The organism is Paenibacillus sp. CECT 9249 (genome assembly GCF_918697855.1).
Classification (GTDB): Bacteria; Bacillota; Bacilli; order Paenibacillales; family Paenibacillaceae; genus MSJ-34.
In genome coordinates this window covers 46,149-64,158 of sequence record NZ_CAKKLI010000022.1, presented here as the reverse complement: position 1 = coordinate 64,158, position 18,010 = coordinate 46,149, and the positions used below count along the sequence as shown (strand labels likewise).

At 50.7% G+C, this 18,010-nt stretch carries 19 protein-coding genes and 1 other annotated feature; all 19 genes read left to right on the top strand.

Annotation, left to right across the window (positions count from 1 at the left end; genetic code table 11):
* Positions 1-68: 68 nt before the first annotated feature.
* The gene (gene cysS / locus LQ229_RS16155) at positions 69-1,475 is read left to right on the top strand and encodes a cysteine--tRNA ligase (RefSeq protein WP_230192269.1); all 1,407 of its coding nucleotides are present in this window, start codon (positions 69-71) and stop codon (positions 1,473-1,475) included.
* A gap of 27 nt (positions 1,476-1,502) precedes the next feature.
* On the top strand, positions 1,503-1,988 hold the full coding sequence (locus LQ229_RS16150; RefSeq protein ID WP_216539508.1) for a ribonuclease III domain-containing protein: 486 nt from the start codon (positions 1,503-1,505) through the stop codon (positions 1,986-1,988).
* Positions 1,988-2,734: a 23S rRNA (guanosine(2251)-2'-O)-methyltransferase RlmB gene (rlmB, locus tag LQ229_RS16145; protein ID WP_216539509.1), complete on the top strand. Its 747-nt coding sequence runs from the start codon at positions 1,988-1,990 to the stop codon at positions 2,732-2,734. The genes LQ229_RS16150 and rlmB overlap by 1 nt, the downstream gene beginning before the upstream one ends.
* 4 nt (positions 2,735-2,738) lie before the next feature.
* Entirely contained in the window at positions 2,739-3,263 is a 525-nt protein-coding gene (locus LQ229_RS16140) for an NYN domain-containing protein (RefSeq protein WP_216539510.1), read from the top strand.
* A gap of 173 nt (positions 3,264-3,436) precedes the next feature.
* A complete protein-coding gene (sigH, locus tag LQ229_RS16135) occupies positions 3,437-4,087 on the top strand; it encodes an RNA polymerase sporulation sigma factor SigH (RefSeq protein WP_216539511.1) in 651 nt (216 codons plus the stop codon).
* A 442-nt stretch (positions 4,088-4,529) separates the two neighbouring features.
* Positions 4,530-4,679: a 50S ribosomal protein L33 gene (gene rpmG / locus LQ229_RS16130; protein WP_216539512.1), complete on the top strand. Its 150-nt coding sequence runs from the start codon at positions 4,530-4,532 to the stop codon at positions 4,677-4,679.
* Between the two features lie 17 nt (positions 4,680-4,696).
* Positions 4,697-4,906, top strand: coding sequence for a preprotein translocase subunit SecE (gene secE / locus LQ229_RS16125; RefSeq protein ID WP_216539513.1), 210 nt, complete (start codon positions 4,697-4,699; stop codon positions 4,904-4,906).
* A 39-nt stretch (positions 4,907-4,945) separates the two neighbouring features.
* Positions 4,946-5,479 carry a transcription termination/antitermination protein NusG gene (gene nusG / locus LQ229_RS16120; protein WP_216539514.1) on the top strand — a complete coding sequence of 178 codons (534 nt, stop codon included), beginning with the start codon at positions 4,946-4,948 and terminating at the stop codon, positions 5,477-5,479.
* Between the two features lie 75 nt (positions 5,480-5,554).
* A complete protein-coding gene (gene rplK, locus LQ229_RS16115; protein WP_216539515.1) occupies positions 5,555-5,980 on the top strand; it encodes a 50S ribosomal protein L11 in 426 nt (141 codons plus the stop codon).
* A gap of 164 nt (positions 5,981-6,144) precedes the next feature.
* On the top strand, positions 6,145-6,837 hold the full coding sequence (gene rplA, locus LQ229_RS16110) for a 50S ribosomal protein L1 (RefSeq protein ID WP_216539516.1): 693 nt from the start codon (positions 6,145-6,147) through the stop codon (positions 6,835-6,837).
* A gap of 118 nt (positions 6,838-6,955) precedes the next feature.
* Positions 6,956-7,116 (top strand) — a sequence feature (ribosomal protein L10 leader region).
* A gap of 97 nt (positions 7,117-7,213) precedes the next feature.
* Positions 7,214-7,717 carry a 50S ribosomal protein L10 gene (rplJ, locus tag LQ229_RS16105; RefSeq protein ID WP_216539517.1) on the top strand — a complete coding sequence of 168 codons (504 nt, stop codon included), beginning with the start codon at positions 7,214-7,216 and terminating at the stop codon, positions 7,715-7,717.
* A gap of 72 nt (positions 7,718-7,789) precedes the next feature.
* Positions 7,790-8,155, top strand: coding sequence for a 50S ribosomal protein L7/L12 (rplL, locus tag LQ229_RS16100; protein ID WP_216539518.1), 366 nt, complete (start codon positions 7,790-7,792; stop codon positions 8,153-8,155).
* An 817-nt stretch (positions 8,156-8,972) separates the two neighbouring features.
* Positions 8,973-9,572 (top strand): class I SAM-dependent methyltransferase, encoded by a 600-nt coding sequence (locus tag LQ229_RS16095; RefSeq protein WP_230192279.1) that lies wholly within the window; start codon positions 8,973-8,975, stop codon positions 9,570-9,572.
* A 38-nt stretch (positions 9,573-9,610) separates the two neighbouring features.
* Entirely contained in the window at positions 9,611-10,069 is a 459-nt protein-coding gene (locus LQ229_RS16090) for a GNAT family N-acetyltransferase (protein ID WP_230192268.1), read from the top strand.
* A gap of 362 nt (positions 10,070-10,431) precedes the next feature.
* A complete protein-coding gene (locus LQ229_RS16085) occupies positions 10,432-11,592 on the top strand; it encodes a betaine/proline/choline family ABC transporter ATP-binding protein (RefSeq protein WP_216539522.1) in 1,161 nt (386 codons plus the stop codon).
* Positions 11,579-12,259: an ABC transporter permease gene (locus tag LQ229_RS16080; protein ID WP_230192267.1), complete on the top strand. Its 681-nt coding sequence runs from the start codon at positions 11,579-11,581 to the stop codon at positions 12,257-12,259. The genes LQ229_RS16085 and LQ229_RS16080 overlap by 14 nt, the downstream gene beginning before the upstream one ends.
* 48 nt (positions 12,260-12,307) lie before the next feature.
* Complete coding sequence (locus LQ229_RS16075; protein ID WP_230192266.1) at positions 12,308-13,210, top strand: glycine betaine ABC transporter substrate-binding protein; 903 nt, start codon at positions 12,308-12,310, stop codon at positions 13,208-13,210.
* A gap of 40 nt (positions 13,211-13,250) precedes the next feature.
* Complete coding sequence (locus LQ229_RS16070) at positions 13,251-13,925, top strand: ABC transporter permease (RefSeq protein WP_230192265.1); 675 nt, start codon at positions 13,251-13,253, stop codon at positions 13,923-13,925.
* A 477-nt stretch (positions 13,926-14,402) separates the two neighbouring features.
* A complete protein-coding gene (rpoB, locus tag LQ229_RS16065; protein ID WP_216539525.1) occupies positions 14,403-17,948 on the top strand; it encodes a DNA-directed RNA polymerase subunit beta in 3,546 nt (1,181 codons plus the stop codon).
* The last annotated feature ends 62 nt before the right edge of the window (positions 17,949-18,010 follow it).

Here is an 18,010-nt window from a genome sequence, read left to right as displayed (position 1 = left end):
CCGTAGCGGGAGACGAGCGGCCCCGGGCAAGATCTAATCGGAAGAACCTCGCAGAAGGGATGAAGGATATGTCTTTAAAAATTTATAACACCGTTACGCGGACGAAAGAGGAGTTCGTTCCGCTTGAACCCGGCAAGGTGAAAATGTACGTATGCGGACCGACCGTATACGACTATATTCATATCGGGAACGCGCGTCCCGTCATCTTTTTTGATGTCGTGCGTCGTTATTTGCAGGCGATCGGATACGACGTCACTTATGTTTCGAATTTTACCGACGTCGACGATAAACTGATTCGGAAAGCGGAACAGACCGGATCGACCGTCCCCGAAGTGGCGGACAAATTCATCGCTGCCTTTTACGAAGACGTGGAAGCGCTGGGTGTGCGCCGGGCGGATCTGAATCCGCGCGTAACCGACAATATCGAGGAAATTATCGCCTTTATTCAAGATTTGGTCGACAAAGGCTACGCCTATGCGAAAGAAGGCGACGTTTTTTTTCGCACCTTGAAATTTGCAGAGTACGGGAAGCTGTCCCATCAAAATTTGGAGGAATTGCAATTCGGCGTACGGATCGAGGTAGACGAGCGCAAAGAAAATCCGGAAGACTTCGTCTTGTGGAAAGCTGCGAAACCGGGAGAAATTTATTGGCCCAGCCCGTGGGGGGACGGCCGTCCCGGATGGCATATCGAATGCTCGGCGATGGCGCGCAAATATTTGGGGGATACTTTGGATATCCATGGCGGCGGCCAGGATCTGCAGTTTCCGCATCACGAATGCGAGGTGGCCCAGTCCGAGGCGCTCACGGGCAAGACGTTTGCAAATTATTGGATGCACAACGGCTACATTAACATTAACAACGAAAAAATGTCGAAATCGCTCGGAAACGGCGTCATCGTGCACGATATGCGGGAACGAATCAAACCGGAAGTCCTCCGCTACTTCATGTTGTCGACGCATTACCGCAATCCGTTGAATTACAGCGACGAGACGATCGGGCAGGCGCGCAACAGTTTGGAGCGCATCGAGAATTGCATCGCCAATGTGCGGCATCGCCTGAAAGCGGCGGTCGAACTGCCTGCGGGAGACGAATCCGAAGCGCTCGGCGCAAAGCTGGAATCGATCCGCAGGGAGTTCCATGCGAAGATGCAGGACGATTTCAACACGGCGGATGCGATTACCGCCTGGTTCGACCTCGTAAGCGAAGCGAATGTCTACATGCAGCATCCGGCCGTGCGCCTGTCGGATTTGGAGGCGATATTGGCATTGTTCGCGGAAATGAACGATGTGCTCGGCCTGGTGAAGGAAGAGGAGCCGGAACTGCTTGACGAACAAATCGAACGGCTGATCGCGGAGCGGGCCGAAGCGCGCAAAGCGAAAAACTGGGCGCGCGCCGACGAAATTCGCGATTTGCTGGCAGCGGAAGGCATCGCGCTGGAGGATACGCCGCAAGGAATGCGTTGGCGCCGGAAATGAAGAGCGGAATGAAAGAAGGATACGGATATGGAGACAGATAAAACGGAGAATGCGGGAATAGATGAGAAGGCGGAAGCGGGTCCGGAATTCGACGATTTCCTGTTTCCGTATCCGCCCGCCAAAGAAGCGAAGCATATGAATCCGATTGTGCTGGCTTATATCGGTGATGCCATTTACGAAGTGGCGATCCGCCAGTACTTAATTTCCCGGCCGAATCATCGGCCGAACCATCTGCACCGCGGCGCGACGCAATTCGTTTCCGCGAAAGCGCAAAGCCGGTTGCTCCTGGTATGGCAGCCTTTGTTGACCGAGGAGGAGAAGGATGTCGTAAGGCAAGGACGCAACGCCAAATCCGGCAGCATCCCGAAGAACGCCAACGTGTCCGAATATCGGCTGGCTACGGCGTTTGAATGTCTGATCGGCTACTTGTACTACACGAAACGCTATGCGAGATTGCGCGAATTGCTCGGCGTCGCCATTGAAGCATGCGTAACCGAAAGAGGGGTTAATTGATGGAACAGGAATATATTGCCGGCAAGCACTCGGTAACGGAGGCGCTTCGTTCCGGCCGCCCGATTCATAAACTGTGGATTGCGGATACCGCGCAGAAGCATTTGGCGCAGCCGATCGCGGCGGAAGCGAAACGTCAGGGCATCGTCGTACAGAACGCCGACAAACGCAAGCTTGACCAGATGGTGCCGGGGGTCCAGCATCAAGGCGTTGTGGCGCAAGTAGCGGCGTACGGTTACGCCGAGGTCGACGACTTGCTCGCGGCGGCCGCGGAACGGGGGGAACCGCCTTTTCTATTGCTGTTGGACGAAATCGAAGATCCTCATAATCTCGGGTCGATTCTGCGAACGGCGGATTGCACCGGCGTGCACGGCGTCATTATTCCGAAGCGCCGCTCCGTCGGCTTAACGGCGACCGTCTCCAAAACGTCGGCCGGCGCCGTCGAATATGTGCCGGTAGCGCGCGTAACGAATTTGGCGCAGACGATCGACCAACTGAAAAAGCAAGGATTGTGGATCGTCGGCACCGACGTTTCCGGAGATCAGGAGTTGTACGGATCGGCGCAGTTCAATATGCCGATCGCTTTGGTGATCGGGAATGAGAACAAAGGCATGGGACGGCTCATTAAGGAAAAATGCGATTTTCTCGTCAAGCTGCCGATGGTCGGACGAATCAACTCGCTTAACGCTTCCGTAGCGGCCGGGATTTTTATGTACGAGGTATTGCGCCAACGCCGCGGCTTACAATAACCGAATGTCCGATGTAAGAGACGTTCTTCTGGTGGACGGATACAACATGATCGGCTCTTGGCCGGAGCTGGTCGAATTGGCGCGGATCAGCTTGCAGGACGCGAGAGACCGTTTGCTGGAACGGTTGGCTGAGTATCAAGCCTTTTCAGGCAGAAGGGTGATCGTTGTGTTCGACGCTTATAAAGTGCCCGGGCTTGGCGCGTCTTACGTACAAAGCAAGGTGGAAATCCATTTCACAAAAGAGAAGGAAACGGCGGACGAATGCATTGAACGCTTCGTTCGCGAACTGTCCCGCCGCCGGAGGCAAATCTATGTGGCTACCTCCGATTCGGTCGAGCAGCATGTCGCTTTCGGCCAAGGGGCGCTTCGCGTATCGGCGCGGGAATTGTCGATTGAAATCGAACAAAGCCGCAAAGAAGTCAAAGGCATGATCGAACGGGACGGCGCCGTTTCGCACAAAAATCCGCTTGCCGGCAAATTAAGCCCCGACATTCGCAATTTGTTCGAAAAATGGCGGCGCGGACAATAAACCAGCCCACTTCGAAACATTGGCAAACGGCGAGCACTTGTATTTTTTTGCAATTATGTTATTCGCAAACGATTTTGGATGCGCCGCGGTTGACGATGCAGGTGACATAATATATACTGAGTCTATATTTGATAGAGTAACGGGAGTACGTGTTGCTGGCCGGAGGGATTGTGGTGAGTGTCGACCTCAAAGATTTGAGAATGTTCGAGTATGACATCAAAACAGACGAAGACATCGTTGAAGCCGTCCGCGAAGGCGACAGTGAAGCATTGGAGTACTTGATCAACAAGTACCGTAATTTTGTGCGCGCAAAAGCTCGTTCCTATTTTTTGATAGGCGCAGACCGGGAAGATATTATTCAAGAAGGTATGATAGGTTTATATAAATCGATTCGCGATTTCAAAGGGGACAAGCTCGCTTCGTTCAAGGCGTTTGCCGAACTGTGCATTACGCGCCAAATTATTACGGCGATCAAGACGGCGACGCGCCAGAAGCATATTCCTCTGAACTCCTACGTTTCGCTGGACAAGCCGATTTATGACGAAGATTCCGACCGTACCTTGCTCGATATCATTTGCGGTTCCCGCGTTTCCGATCCGGAAGAGCTCATCATCAATCAAGAAGAATTCGTCGGGCTTGAAGACAAGATGTCGGAAATATTGAGCGATCTCGAACGCAAAGTATTGATGCTGTATCTAGACGGTCGTTCGTATCAGGAAATTGCGGTCGATTTGAACCGCCATGTGAAATCGATAGACAATGCGCTGCAGCGGGTGAAGCGTAAGCTGGAGCGATATTTGGAAGTGCGAGATTTAGGCATTTAATGCCTTTTTGATATGTATAACGTTGAAAATAATCAGGCTCTTATGCTGCGATAAAGCAATGTAAGGGCCTTTATTAATTAATATAGATAGAACTGACGTTCCCGGAACGTATATTCCTATCATACCGAAAACAGGGCGTTTTGACAAGAGCTTTTTCCCGCTCAGGCGCGGCAAATGTTTATCTTTGGGGATGTTTACCTATAATGGAAATAGAAGAGCGGACCGGTAAAGGCAAAAACAGCGCAGGAAGCGACGCGAAGCATCTTCCCGATGCGGTTTTCATTGACATCAACTGACCCTTATGATAAAGTGTTTTAGGTAGCCCTAAATATGCGTACGATTTTTAGGATCATTATAGACGATTCTTAATGATTTTTTTTCAATTCCATCCAAAGGATTGAAACAAGGTCTACTTAGAGGATGTCTTCGGGAGGTGCACATCATGCGGGTAATTATTACGTTGGCTTGTACGAACTGTAAGCAAAGAAACTATACGACAAGCAAAAACAAGCGAAATCACCCCGACCGCATGGAGATGAAGAAATATTGCAAGTTTTGTAACGAGCAGACTTCTCATCGCGAAACAAGATAGTTTTTGGAGGTGTAGTCGTGTCTTTCATCGGAAATGTAAAGCGTAGCTTTGGATCCTTTTTTTCCTTTATCGCCGAAAGCTGGGCCGAGCTTAAAAAGGTTCGCTGGCCAAATCGTAAAGAGTTGACAAGCTATACAATCGTCGTTGTTTGCACGGTTCTGTTTGTCACGATTTATTTTTGGATTCTCGATATCGGCATTTCTTCTATTGTCGAAGCGATCATTTAAGAAGGGCCCTAGCCAAGATGGGTACCAAGGTGGATTAAGATGGAAAAAAGATGGTATGTCGTTCATACCTATTCCGGGTATGAAAACAAAGTAAAAGCCAATTTGGAAAAACGCGTCGAATCGATGGATATGAAGGATAAGATATTTCGGGTTCTTGTTCCGATGGAAGAAGAAGTGGTGAACAAAGACGGGAAGAAGAAAACCGTCATGCGCAAGGTTTACCCCGGCTATGTCTTGGTCGAAATGATCCAAACCGATGATTCTTGGTATGTTGTACGCAATACGCCGGGTGTTACGGGATTCGTCGGTTCCACAGGATCCGGTTCCAAGCCGACGCCTTTGCTGCCTGAAGAAGTGGATCAAATTCTGAAGCACATGGGTATGGAGGAGCCGAAGCCGAAAATCGAATTCGATTTGAAGGAATCGGTGCGTATCAAAGTGGGTCCATTTGCGAACTTTGTCGGATCGGTCGAGGAAATTTTGATCGATAAGAGCAAACTGAAGGTTCACGTCAACATGTTTGGGCGAGAAACCCCGCTCGAGTTGGATTATACTCAAGTGGAGAAGATTTAATAGATATCTTTGATGGTTTCTTGTGGGAGGGAATCATTCCCGTCTACCACATTATCGGGCAAGGAGGTGTTTTACGTGGCGAAAAAAGTGATTAAAATGGTAAAACTGCAAATTCCTGCAGGGAAAGCGAATCCGGCACCACCGGTAGGTCCGGCTTTGGGTCAAGCGGGTGTCAACATCATGGCATTCTGTAAAGAATTCAACGCCAGAACGGCCGATCAAGCGGGATTGATCATTCCGGTTGAAATTACGGTGTTCGAGGATCGTTCTTTCACGTTTATTACCAAAACTCCTCCGGCTGCAGTATTGCTTCGCGTTGCTGCAAAAATCGAAAAAGGTTCCGGAGAGCCGAATAAGAAAAAAGTTGCAACTGTAAAACGCGCGAAAGTTCGCGAAATTGCAGAGCAAAAAATGGCCGATTTGAACGCTGCATCCGTTGAGGCTGCTATGCGTATGGTCGAAGGCACTGCCCGCAGCATGGGCGTAACGATCGAAGACTAATTGCGTCTTCGTAGCAATGCGACGGCTTAGGCGTCGCATGTTCGCGACTTGCTTCGCAAGCGCGTAAGTCACAGCACTCTCGTGTGCTGCGAATGTTTGCGATTTGCTTCGCAAACGCACCAGTGGGAGGAATTTCCGCTAATACCACGAAGGAGGAATCGTACATGGCGAAACACGGTAAAAAATATGTAGAAGCCGCGAAGCTGATCGACAGCGAAGCGACATATGAGCCATTGGAAGCCATTGAATTGGTGAAAAAGGCATCGACTGCAAAGTTCGACGAAACCGTTGAAGTTGCTGTTCGTTTGGGCGTAGACCCTCGTAAACAAGACCAAGCGGTTCGCGGTGTTGTTGTCCTTCCGCACGGAACGGGCAAAACAAAACGCGTGCTTGTATTTGCAAAAGGTGACAAAGCGAAAGAAGCGGAAGCGGCTGGCGCGGATTTTGTCGGCGATCAAGATATGATCAACAAAATTCAACAAGGCTGGTTCGATTTCGATGTCTGCGTAGCGACACCGGATATGATGAGCGAAGTAGGTAAATTGGGCCGTCTGCTCGGCGGTAAAGGCCTGATGCCGAATCCGAAAGCCGGAACGGTTACTTTCGACGTTGCCAAAGCGGTTCAAGAGATCAAAGCGGGTAAAATCGAATACCGTCTGGACAAAGCGGGTCAAATTCACGCGCCGATCGGCAAAGTGTCTTTTGACGCAGAGAAATTGAACGAGAACTTGAAATCGTTGATCGATGCGTTGAACAGAGCGAAACCGGCGGCAGCCAAAGGCGTATACTTGAAGAACATTTCCGTTTCTTCGACGATGGGCCCTGGCGCACGCGTGAACGCAGCCGTTTACAGATAAGACGCCTGACGCCGCTACTGACGCGAATATGCGGAAGTTGCATGCATGTCGTTGACATGATCGTCAAAGCGTGGTATTCTGTGAAAGTTGCGATATGCGTTGCATTGCAACCGACCTATAAAGTTGAATATGCTTACCGTAGACAGTAGGTGCCTTAGCAGGCTTAATTTCCTACCGAGGTGTTGTGATATAGAATGTATCGGTTATTTACACATCGTTGTAATCCAATACAGTACGTCATGCCTTCGTAGATGCTACGGAGGCTTTTTTGATGCCATAGCATGCGGGCGGGAATTCAACATAGGACAAGGTCGCTCATAAGGGATGTACGTCGTCAGACGTTAGTGTAGACGAATTTTTATAGGAGGTGTACAGTGTGGCAAACGCAAAAGTGATTGAGGCGAAACAACAAGCTGTCCAAGAGATTACGACAAAATTGCAAGAGAGCGCAACGACGGTTGTAGCCGACTACCGCGGATTGAACGTAGCGCAAGTTACGGAACTCCGCAAACAGCTTCGCGAAGCGGGCATCGAGTTTGAAGTATTGAAGAACTCGCTCGTTCGCCGCGCAACGGCGCAAGCGGAATTGACGGAACTTGACGAAGTATTGACTGGACCGACTGCGGTCGCGTTCAGCCGTGAGGATGCGGTAGCTCCTGCGAAAATTTTAAACGAATTTGCGAAGAAAAATGACGCATTGAAAATTAAGGGTGGCGTCGTTGAAGGCCGCGTTGTCGACGTAGCGCAAATTAAAGCGCTGGCTGATCTTCCTTCCAGAGAAGGTCTCCTGTCCATGTTGCTCAGCGTGCTTCAAGCTCCTGTTCGCAACTTCGCGCTTGCGGTTAAAGCCGTCGGCGAAAAGCAAGAAGAAACGGCTTAAGACGAGAGAACGGGTGATCCCGCTCGTATCGTAAAGACGAATCAATACTATTAAAAATATGGAGGTTCAATCATGAGTAAAGAACAAATCTTAGAAGCAATTAAAGGCATGACTGTATTGGAATTGAACGATCTCGTTAAAGCGATCGAAGAAGAATTCGGCGTAACGGCTGCTGCTCCTGTAGCGGTTGTAGCCGGTGGCGGCGGCGGCGCTGAAGCTGCTGAGCAATCGGAATTCGACGTTATCCTGGCAAGCGCAGGCGCGTCCAAAATCAACGTTATCAAAGTCGTTCGCGAAATTACGGGCCTCGGCTTGAAAGAAGCGAAAGACCTCGTAGACAACGCACCGAAGCCGCTTAAAGAAAAAGTAAGCAAAGAAGAAGCGGAAGCAGTGAAAGCGAAACTTGAAGAAGCAGGCGCAACTGTCGAAGTGAAATAATATTGCTTCAACTGCCGAAACCCCTTGAAGATCTTTCAAGGGGTTTCTTTATTCCCGGGAAGGGCCCGGTCACTCAACAATTAACGGTTTTTCAAGGTCTTATTTTTGGAATTACAGTCGATATTTCGAAATTAACGGATTTTCGAACCGTTAACATGTCGCGATCAGCCTGAGAAATTCTTGTTATTGTGAATTTGCGGCAAAATAGAGCCCTCAAAATCCGCTAACTCAGCCAAAACAGCGTTTTTGGACAAAATAAGGCCTCCAAAGTCTGTTAACCTATGCATCATCCCTTTTGGAATGATCGGATTGTAACGCAGTACAATATTCAATGCAAAGCTAATGGCCTAGGGAGAAATAACTGCGATTAGAGTCAATTTCACGATTGGCCACCGTTGATGCAACAGGCTTTATTGCGCATACAGAAGGGCTTGCCTCCCCTATATTTCGAAGGTAATCCATGCGGACCTAGCTCCTTATTGACGCTAACGAAACTGGCATTCCTTATAGGGTACAAAATGAAGACGTTCCCAATTTAACGAAAGTACATATCGTTATTCATAGGAAATCTGCGGTTTTTTCGCCTTTTTTCCCTCATTAACGTGCTTCAGTTTCGTTACAACAAACAACAAGGTGATTTACAGGCTATTAACGTGTATACGTTTCGTTAGCGCTGCGATGGGGCGTCGGCCGCAAGCGGTATTGCGAAATTGACTTCCATTGCATGTTTGAATGATAGGCCCTTCAACGCAAGCTTTGGGAAAGGCCTGGCGGGGGTAAAATAGAATGAACGCAATAGGAAAGCGAGGTGGCATCACTGTCGGAACATTATTATTCCAATCGGCCTGCGGTCGGTCATGACAGAAATACGATCGAAGCGACGCTGCGCGGACATCGGCTCAAGTTCGTAACGGATGCCGGCGTGTTCTCGAAAGCCGGCGTGGATTACGGCAGCAAAGTGCTGATTGAACATATGGACATCAAGCCGGACGCGAACATATTGGATGTCGGATGCGGCTACGGCCCGATCGGTTTAACGGCGGCCAAATTGGCGCCGAACGGACAAGTGACGATGATCGACGTGAACGAACGGGCTGTGCGGCTGGCGCAAGAAAACGCGGCGCTCAACGGCGTCTCCAATGCCGAGGCGTTGCAAAGCGACTTGTTCGCCGGGGTGGCCGGCCGGCGGTTCAACACGATTTTGACGAATCCGCCGATACGCGCGGGAAAAGAGACGGTGCACCGCATCTTCACGGAAAGCTTCGCCCACCTTCAAGACGGGGGCAGCTTATGGGTCGTCATTCAGAAGAAACAGGGAGCCCCCTCGGCAAAGGCGAAGCTGGAATCCGTCTTCGGAAGAGTGGAGGAAGTCGGGAAAGATAAAGGCTACCGCATTTTCAAAGCGGTAAAAGCGTAGATCGGCAATAAGAGAGGCGAACGAAAGGGGAAATTGCGATGGAACTTGCGATTAGGCTGATGAATCAAGAGGAGCAATGGCCGTACGATCTTCTGCTGCTTGCGGATCCTTCCAAACCGCTAGTGGATGAATACGTTCGTCGGGGCCATTGTTTTCTGGCTTATCTTAACGATGAATTGGTCGGGGAATTTGTGCTCATCCGCACCCGTCCCGAAACCGTCGAAATTGTTAACATTGCCGTGAAAGAACGATGGCAAGGGCGCGGAATCGGAACGCGATTGGTGCGGGCGGCCATTGAAGAAGCGCGAAAGCTGCAGGCGAAGACGGTCGAGATCGGGACGGGCAATTCCGGATTTAAACAGCTCAAGTTGTACCAAAAATGCGGCTTTCGGATTTGCGGCGTCGACATTGATTTTTTTATCAGAAATTACGATGAAGAACTTTATGAAGAAGGGATTCAAATTAAAGACATGGTCAGGCTAAGACTGGAGTTATAAGATTGCCGTGTCTTGACGGGAAAGCTCGAGCCGAAGCTTTCCTTCTTCGTTTGCGCTCATTTGGAAGCGCTTCCAAGTTACAAACCCAATTTCCGGAAATATTGCGGTTCCGTTTCCTTGTATTTGGCAGGATCCGGCAGGATACGGGAGGATTTATATAGAACCGACCGCTCAGCCCGGATAATCGCGGATTATCCACAGATATCTCATGTAGCGGGGGGATACCCCTTTTGGTCGGCAATCCAGTTTCCGGTAAAATAATAGTGATAAGGGCATTTCATTTGTAAAAGTTTCCTTATCGCATGGCCGGCCTTGCCGGAAGCCATGCCGAAGCACGCAAATTACGAAAAGGTGGTGAATGCATGATTCAATTGCAGGGGGTAAATAAAGTATATGACGATGGCTTTCAAGCCCTCAAAAACTTGAATCTGGAATTCAAGCGGGGTGAAATCAGTGTATTGATCGGGCCGAGCGGCTGCGGGAAGACGACGACGATGAGGCTTATCAATCGTTTGATACAGCCATCGAATGGCGCCGTAATCGTCGACGGCCAAGATATCTCCGCCGTCGATCCGGTGAAGCTGCGAAGGAACATCGGTTATGTGATCCAAAATATCGGGCTGTTCCCGCATATGACGATCGCGAGGAACGTCTCCGTCGTACCGCGATTGCTCCGCTGGGATAAGCGTAAAATCGACGAACGGGTCGACGAATTGCTGCGGCTTGTCGGGATGGACCCGGATACGTACCGCAACCGGTATCCTTCCGAACTGAGCGGCGGACAGCAGCAGCGCATCGGCGTCATCCGGGCGTTGGCCGCCGATCCGGACATCATCCTCATGGACGAACCGTTCAGCGCTTTGGATCCGATCAGCCGCGAACAATTGCAGGACGAACTGCTTCGGCTGCAGCAGGAATTGAAGAAGACGATCGTATTCGTCACGCATGATATGGACGAAGCGATCAAAATCGCCGACTCGATGATTTTAATGAAAGACGGCGAAGTGATTCAGAAGGGAAGCCCGGAGAGCATATTGCGGCATCCCGCGAACGATTTCGTCAAGAGCTTTATCGGAACGAAACGAATGCGCACAGACAACGATCTGGAAGCTCTCCCTTCGGTCGATGAAGTGATGCTCGACAACCCGGCAACGGCTTATCCGACCCGCGGTTTGGCCGAAGCCGTCAAAATTATGGAACGCAGGCGCGTCGATTCGCTGCTGATCGTCGACCGCAGCAACAGGCTGCTCGGCATCGTGTCGATCTATCAGGTGCTCGATCAGTACGGCGAAGAAGGCAAGACGGTCGCCGACGTGATGCAGCGGGTGAAGCACGTAGTCTCGCCCGGAACTCCGTTGCCGAACGCCTTGAACATGATGAGCGAACACGGCCTGTCGAACTTGGCCGTCGTCGGCGAGGACGACCGTTTCGTCGGGCTCATTACGAGAGGCAGCGTAGTTCGCCACATGGCCGATGTTTATCCTCCGGTAAGGAAGGAGGAGGCTGTTTATGAAGGGGCATAGTTTGGCAACGAACTATATCGGCTTCATTCAAGAAAGATTCCCCGATATTATGGCAAGCGCGGGAGAACATCTCGTCATCTCCGCCGCGGCCGTCATCTGCGGCAGCATTGTCGCGATTCCGCTCGGTATTTATTTGGCGCAAAATGAGCGCAAATGGCTTCATACCGTCACATTCTCGATCGCAAATCTATTTCAAACGATACCGAGTCTAGCGCTTCTGGCGTTATTGCTCCCTCTGCTCGGCATCGGTACGGCGCCGGCGATATTCGCCCTCTTCCTCTATTCGATCATGCCTTTGATGCGCAATACGTATGCGGGATTTCAAGCCGTCGATTCTTCTGTTCTGGAATCCGCCAGAGGAATGGGCTACAGCCGGACGCAGCGGCTGATCCAAATTCAGCTTCCGCTCGCGTTCCCGTATATTATGTCGGGGCTAAGGATTACAACCGTCTATATTATTAGTTGGACCACGATCGCGACGTTAATCGGAGCCGGCGGATTGGGAGATTTGATCTACTCCGGCATCGGCGTCAACAAGAAAGAATTGATCTTCTCGGGAGCGGCTGCCGCGATTTTGATGGCGTTTATCGCCGATTGGATTTTGGGAGCCGTCGAAAAATGGGTGACGCGCAAAGCGAGAACGGGACTGAGCGAGTCGATGCAATAGACGGCAAACGTTTTTGCAGTAAAAAAATCGGTTTCATTAGGAGGAATTATGAATAGAAAAGGAATCATAGGATTGGTTTTCATTATTGTGATGTCGTTGGCTTTGTCTGCTTGCGGCGGCAGCGGCAAGAAAGACAATACGTTGGTGATCGGGGCGCAAAATTATACGGACCCCCTTATTATTGCGAATATGTACAAAGCGTTAATTGAAGATCGGACCGACCTGAAGGTGAAAATCAAGCAGGACTTGGCCTCGAGCCCGATCGTGATCGATGCGTTGAAAATGGACGAAATCCAAATGGCCACCCTGTATACGGGAGAAGTATTCAATAACTATTTTGAAGTGGAGCAAACCAAGGATCGTCAGCAAGTGTTGAAGCTGGCGCAAGAAGGATTCGACGAGCATTACGGCTTTAAGTGGTTCGATCCTTACGGATATGAAAATACGTATGTGTTCGCCGTTCGCGAGGATTTGGCGGCGGAGCATCATCTAAATAAAATTTCCGATGTGGAAGACATGGCCGGCGATATGACGGTCGGAGTGGATACGACTTGGCTCGAACGGGACGATATCGGGTACCGCGCATTCCAGAAAGAATACGGGTTCTCTTTCAAAGAAGCGCTCCCGATGCAAATCGGGCTCGTTTATGAGGCGGCAGCCAACAAAAAAGTGGATATCGTGCTCGCCTATTCCGTCGATCCCGGACTGATCGAGTACAATTTGCAAACGCTCCAAGACGACAAGCAGTTTTTCTACCCGTACGACGCTTCGCCGGTTGTGCGCAAAGATATGCTTGAGCAGCATCCGGATTTGGAAGAAGCGGTCAATTTGCTGGTCGGCAAAATCGACGCCAAAACGATGACGCAATTATGCTACGAAGTAGAAGTGGAAAAACAAAGCGCCCAAAAGGTAGCCGTCGCATTTTTGCAGGAAATCGGGTTGTTGCAATAAAGCGGAGCTGACCCAAATAATGAAATGAGGTGGGGGAAGCATGGAACGTAACTTTATGACGCGAATGGCTGAATATTTGCAGGATCATGCGGGCGATTTGCTGATGTTGACGCTGAATCACATCGTTATGGTCGTCGCCGGCCTGCTGCTGGCGCTCGTTGTCGGCATCCCGCTCGGCATCTTGTGCGCCCGCAATGAGCGAACGGCCAAAATCATTCTCGCGGCGGCGAACACCATTCAAGTGTTCCCCAGTCTGGCGCTGCTGGCGATATTGATGCTCGTGCTCGGACTCGGGTTTAAAACGATCGTCGTCGGCTTGTTCCTATACTCGCTGCTGCCGATCATCCGCAACACTTATGTCGGATTGCAGCAAGTGGACCGGGGCGTTTCCGAAGCGGGCAAAGGTGTCGGCATGAGTCCGCTGCAACTGCTGTTGAAAGTGCAGATGCCGTTGTCGCTGCCGTTCCTTATGGCCGGTCTGCGCGTTGCGGCTGTCATTGCGATCGGTGTCGCAACGCTCGCTCCGTTAATCGGGGGAGACGGCCTGGGGAAGGAAATTTACTACGGCCTCAACCATCGCAATGATATCCAGATTTATGCCGGCGCCATTCCGGCGGCGCTGCTCGCGATCGCAGCCGATATCGTGCTGGGGAAATGGCAGAAGCGAATGGAAGTGGATACGCGCAAAGGCAAAAAACAGCCAATCCGTTCGTAAGAGGTGAACTTTTATTTAAAGAAACATATTTTAAAAACCGATGACTCAATCGGTTTTTTTTGTTGACTTCAAAATTTAGATATGGTATTATTTTAAAATGTCAGTATTAGGATGGTCTTCATGTCTTTAGTTTGCTAAAATGTCAAGACTTTTTTCGATATTGGATGTATAGAAAATTGTCGTTTAACGTATAATGTTATCATTTTGGGCAAATCTACTTGATATGAAGAAACTATTTCCAAAGGACGAAAGGAACAATGAGGATCGCGCTCTTTTTTCGAACACATTCGATAAGGGCTTTTCTTTATTTGTCTTCTGATTCCTGCTGCCGCTTTTCGTTTATGCTCCGACAACGGAAGTTTAACTTTTTTACGGGATTTTCGTCAAGTTAAAATTTTACTTTGTACGGATTATACGGCGGAAGCGGACGAATGTGCAATGAATTTTTAGTGAGTAGACATGAGGGGTGAGTATAAGTTGGCAGGACAACTTGTTCAGTATGGTCGACGCACTCGGAGGAGTTACGCACGCATCAAAGAGGTACTCGATGTTCCGAATCTGATTGAAATCCAACAAAAGTCATATGAATGGTTTTTGGACGAAGGATTGCGTGAAATGTTCCAAGACATTTCGCCGATTCAGGATTTTACAGGAAACTTGGTCTTGGAATTTATCGATTACAGCCTGGGCGAACCGAAATATTCCATCGATGAAACGAAAGAGCGCGATGTCACCTATGCGGCTCCTTTACGAGTCAAAGTACGGCTTATTAACAAAGAAACCGGTGAAGTGAAGGAACAAGAAGTGTTCATGGGAGATTTCCCGCTTATGACGGAAACCGGTACGTTTATTATTAACGGTGCGGAACGGGTTATTGTCAGCCAGTTGGTTCGCTCTCCCAGCGTCTATTTTAGCACTAAAGTTGATAAAAACGGGAAGAAAACATATACCGCGACGGTGATCCCGAACCGCGGCGCTTGGCTGGAACTGGAGACGGACGCGAAAGACATCATCTATGTACGGATCGATCGCACGCGCAAAATTCCGGTTACGGTGCTGCTGCGCGCCTTAGGCTTCGGAACGGACGCGGAAATTTTGGAATTGCTCGGCAATGACGAGTACATTCGCAATACATTGGATAAAGACAACACCGACACGACGGAAAAAGCGCTGATCGAAATTTACGAGCGCCTTCGTCCCGGCGAGCCGCCGACGCTTGAGAATGCGAAGAGCTTGCTTGTGGCGCGTTTCTTCGATCCGAAGCGTTACGATCTGGCGAATGTCGGACGCTACAAAATTAACAAGAAGCTCCACATCAAGAACCGTTTGTTCAACCAACGGCTCGCGGAAACGCTGGTCGATCCGTCCACGGGCGAAATTATCGCCGAGGCGGGACAAATGATCGATCGCCGTTTGTTGGACGAAATTTTGCCTTACTTGGAAAAGAACGTCGGCTTCAAAACGTATCATGTAGCAGGCGGCGTCATGGATGCGAACGATATCCCGCTGCAAAGCGTCAGCGTATTCTCGCCGCATGACGAAACGAAAGTCATCAAAGTCATTTCCAACGGGGTTATCGATAAGACGGTCAAACATATTACGCCTGCAGATATTATTTCTTCAATTAATTATTTTATTAATTTATTGCATGGCGTAGGAAGCACCGACGACATCGACCATTTGGGGAACCGCCGTCTGCGTTCGGTCGGCGAACTGCTGCAAAACCAGTTCCGCATCGGCTTGTCCCGGATGGAGCGCGTCGTGCGCGAGAGAATGTCCATTCAGGATGCGAACGTGATTACGCCGCAGGCGCTGATCAACATCCGTCCGGTAATTGCGTCGATTAAAGAGTTCTTCGGAAGCTCCCAGTTGTCGCAGTTCATGGACCAGACGAACCCGCTGGCGGAATTGACCCATAAGCGCCGCTTGTCCGCGCTCGGTCCCGGCGGTTTGACGCGCGAACGGGCCGGTTTCGAAGTCCGCGACGTGCATCACTCGCACTACGGCCGGATGTGTCCGATCGAGACGCCGGAAGGTCCGAACATCGGATTGATTAACTCGCTGTCTTCGTACGCGCGCATTAACGAGTACGGATTTATCGAGGCGCCGTACCGTTGGGTCGATCCGAAGACGGGCGTCGTTACCGATCAGATCGCATACTTGACGGCGGATGAGGAAGACAACTACGTTATCGCGCAGGCGAACGCGGAGTTGAATCCGGACGGCACGTTTAAAGACGATATGGTTATCGTTCGTTATAACAAGCAATCCGACAACATCCTCGTGATGCCGAGCGATCGCGTCGATTATATGGACGTTTCGCCGAAACAGGTTGTCTCGGTGGCGACGGCGTTAATTCCGTTCCTGGAGAACGACGACTCCAACCGCGCCCTGATGGGATCGAACATGCAGCGGCAAGCCGTTCCGCTCCTCGTCCCGAAAGCTCCGCTCGTCGGAACGGGAATGGAGCATAAGGCGGCGAAAGATTCCGGCGTATGTATCGTAGCGAAGCACGACGGCATTATCGAGCGCGCTTCGGCGAACGAAATATGGCTGCGCCGCGTCGAGACGATCGACGGCAAAGAAGTGAAAGGCGACGTCATTAAATATAAGTTGCACAAATTTATGCGTTCCAATCACGGAACTTGCAACAATCAGCGTCCTCTGGCCCGGAAAGGCGATATCGTCAAAAAAGGGGACATCCTGGCGGACGGACCTTCCACGGAACAAGGCGAATTGGCGCTCGGACGCAACGTCGTCGTCGCCTTTATGACATGGGAAGGCTACAACTACGAGGATGCGATTTTGTTAAGCGAGAAACTGGTGAAAGAAGACGTTTATACGTCGATTCACATTGAAGAATACGAGTCCGAAGCCCGCGACACGAAGCTCGGGCCGGAAGAGATTACCCGCGATATTCCGAACGTCGGGGAAGAAGCGCTCAAGAACTTGGATGAGCGCGGCATTATCCGCGTCGGGGCGGAAATCGGCGCAGGCGATATTCTCGTCGGCAAAGTTACGCCGAAGGGCGTCACCGAGTTGACGGCGGAAGAGCGTTTGCTCCACGCGATCTTCGGGGAGAAGGCGCGCGAAGTTCGCGATACGTCATTGCGCGTGCCGCACGGAACCGACGGAATCGTCGTCGACGTCAAAGTGTTTACGCGCGAGAACGGCGATGAATTGCCTCCGGGCGTGAATCAGCTTGTCCGTGTCTATATTGCGCAGAAGCGTAAAATCTCCGAAGGGGACAAAATGGCGGGACGCCACGGGAACAAAGGGGTTATCGCCCGGATTTTGCCTGAGGAAGATATGCCGTTCTTGCCGGACGGCACGCCGGTCGAAGTCGTATTGAACCCGCTCGGCGTTCCTTCGCGGATGAACATCGGGCAGGTGCTCGAAGTCCACTTGGGCATGGCGGCGAAACATCTCGGCCTTCATATGTCGACGCCGGTATTCGACGGCGCGACCGAATACGACGTATTCGACACGATGGAAGAAGCCGGCATGAACCGCAACGGCAAGACGATTCTATATGACGGTAGAACCGGCGAGCGCTTCGAGCGCGAAGTTACGGTCGGCGTCATGTACATGATCAAATTGGCTCACATGGTTGACGATAAAATCCATGCCCGTTCCACCGGACCGTACTCGCTCGTTACGCAGCAGCCGCTCGGCGGTAAAGCGCAGTTCGGCGGACAGCGTTTCGGGGAGATGGAGGTTTGGGCGCTGGAAGCTTACGGCGCGGCCTACACGCTGCAAGAGATTCTTACGGTCAAATCCGACGACATCGTCGGCCGGGTGAAGACGTACGAATCGATCGTGAAAGGCGAGAACGTGCCGGAGCCTGGCGTTCCGGAGTCGTTCAAAGTATTGATTAAAGAGCTGCAAAGCTTGGGTATGGATGTGAAGATCTTGACCGAAAACGAGGAAGAGATCGAAATGAAAGAAATCGACGATGACGACGATGCGAGCGGCGATAAGCTTAGCTTGAATCTGGAAGGAGCCGAGGTCGGCGTCGAATAGGCGCCGGCTTTCTGCCCGGATATATTTTGCCAATGAGTACATGATTCCAATAAGTACATGAT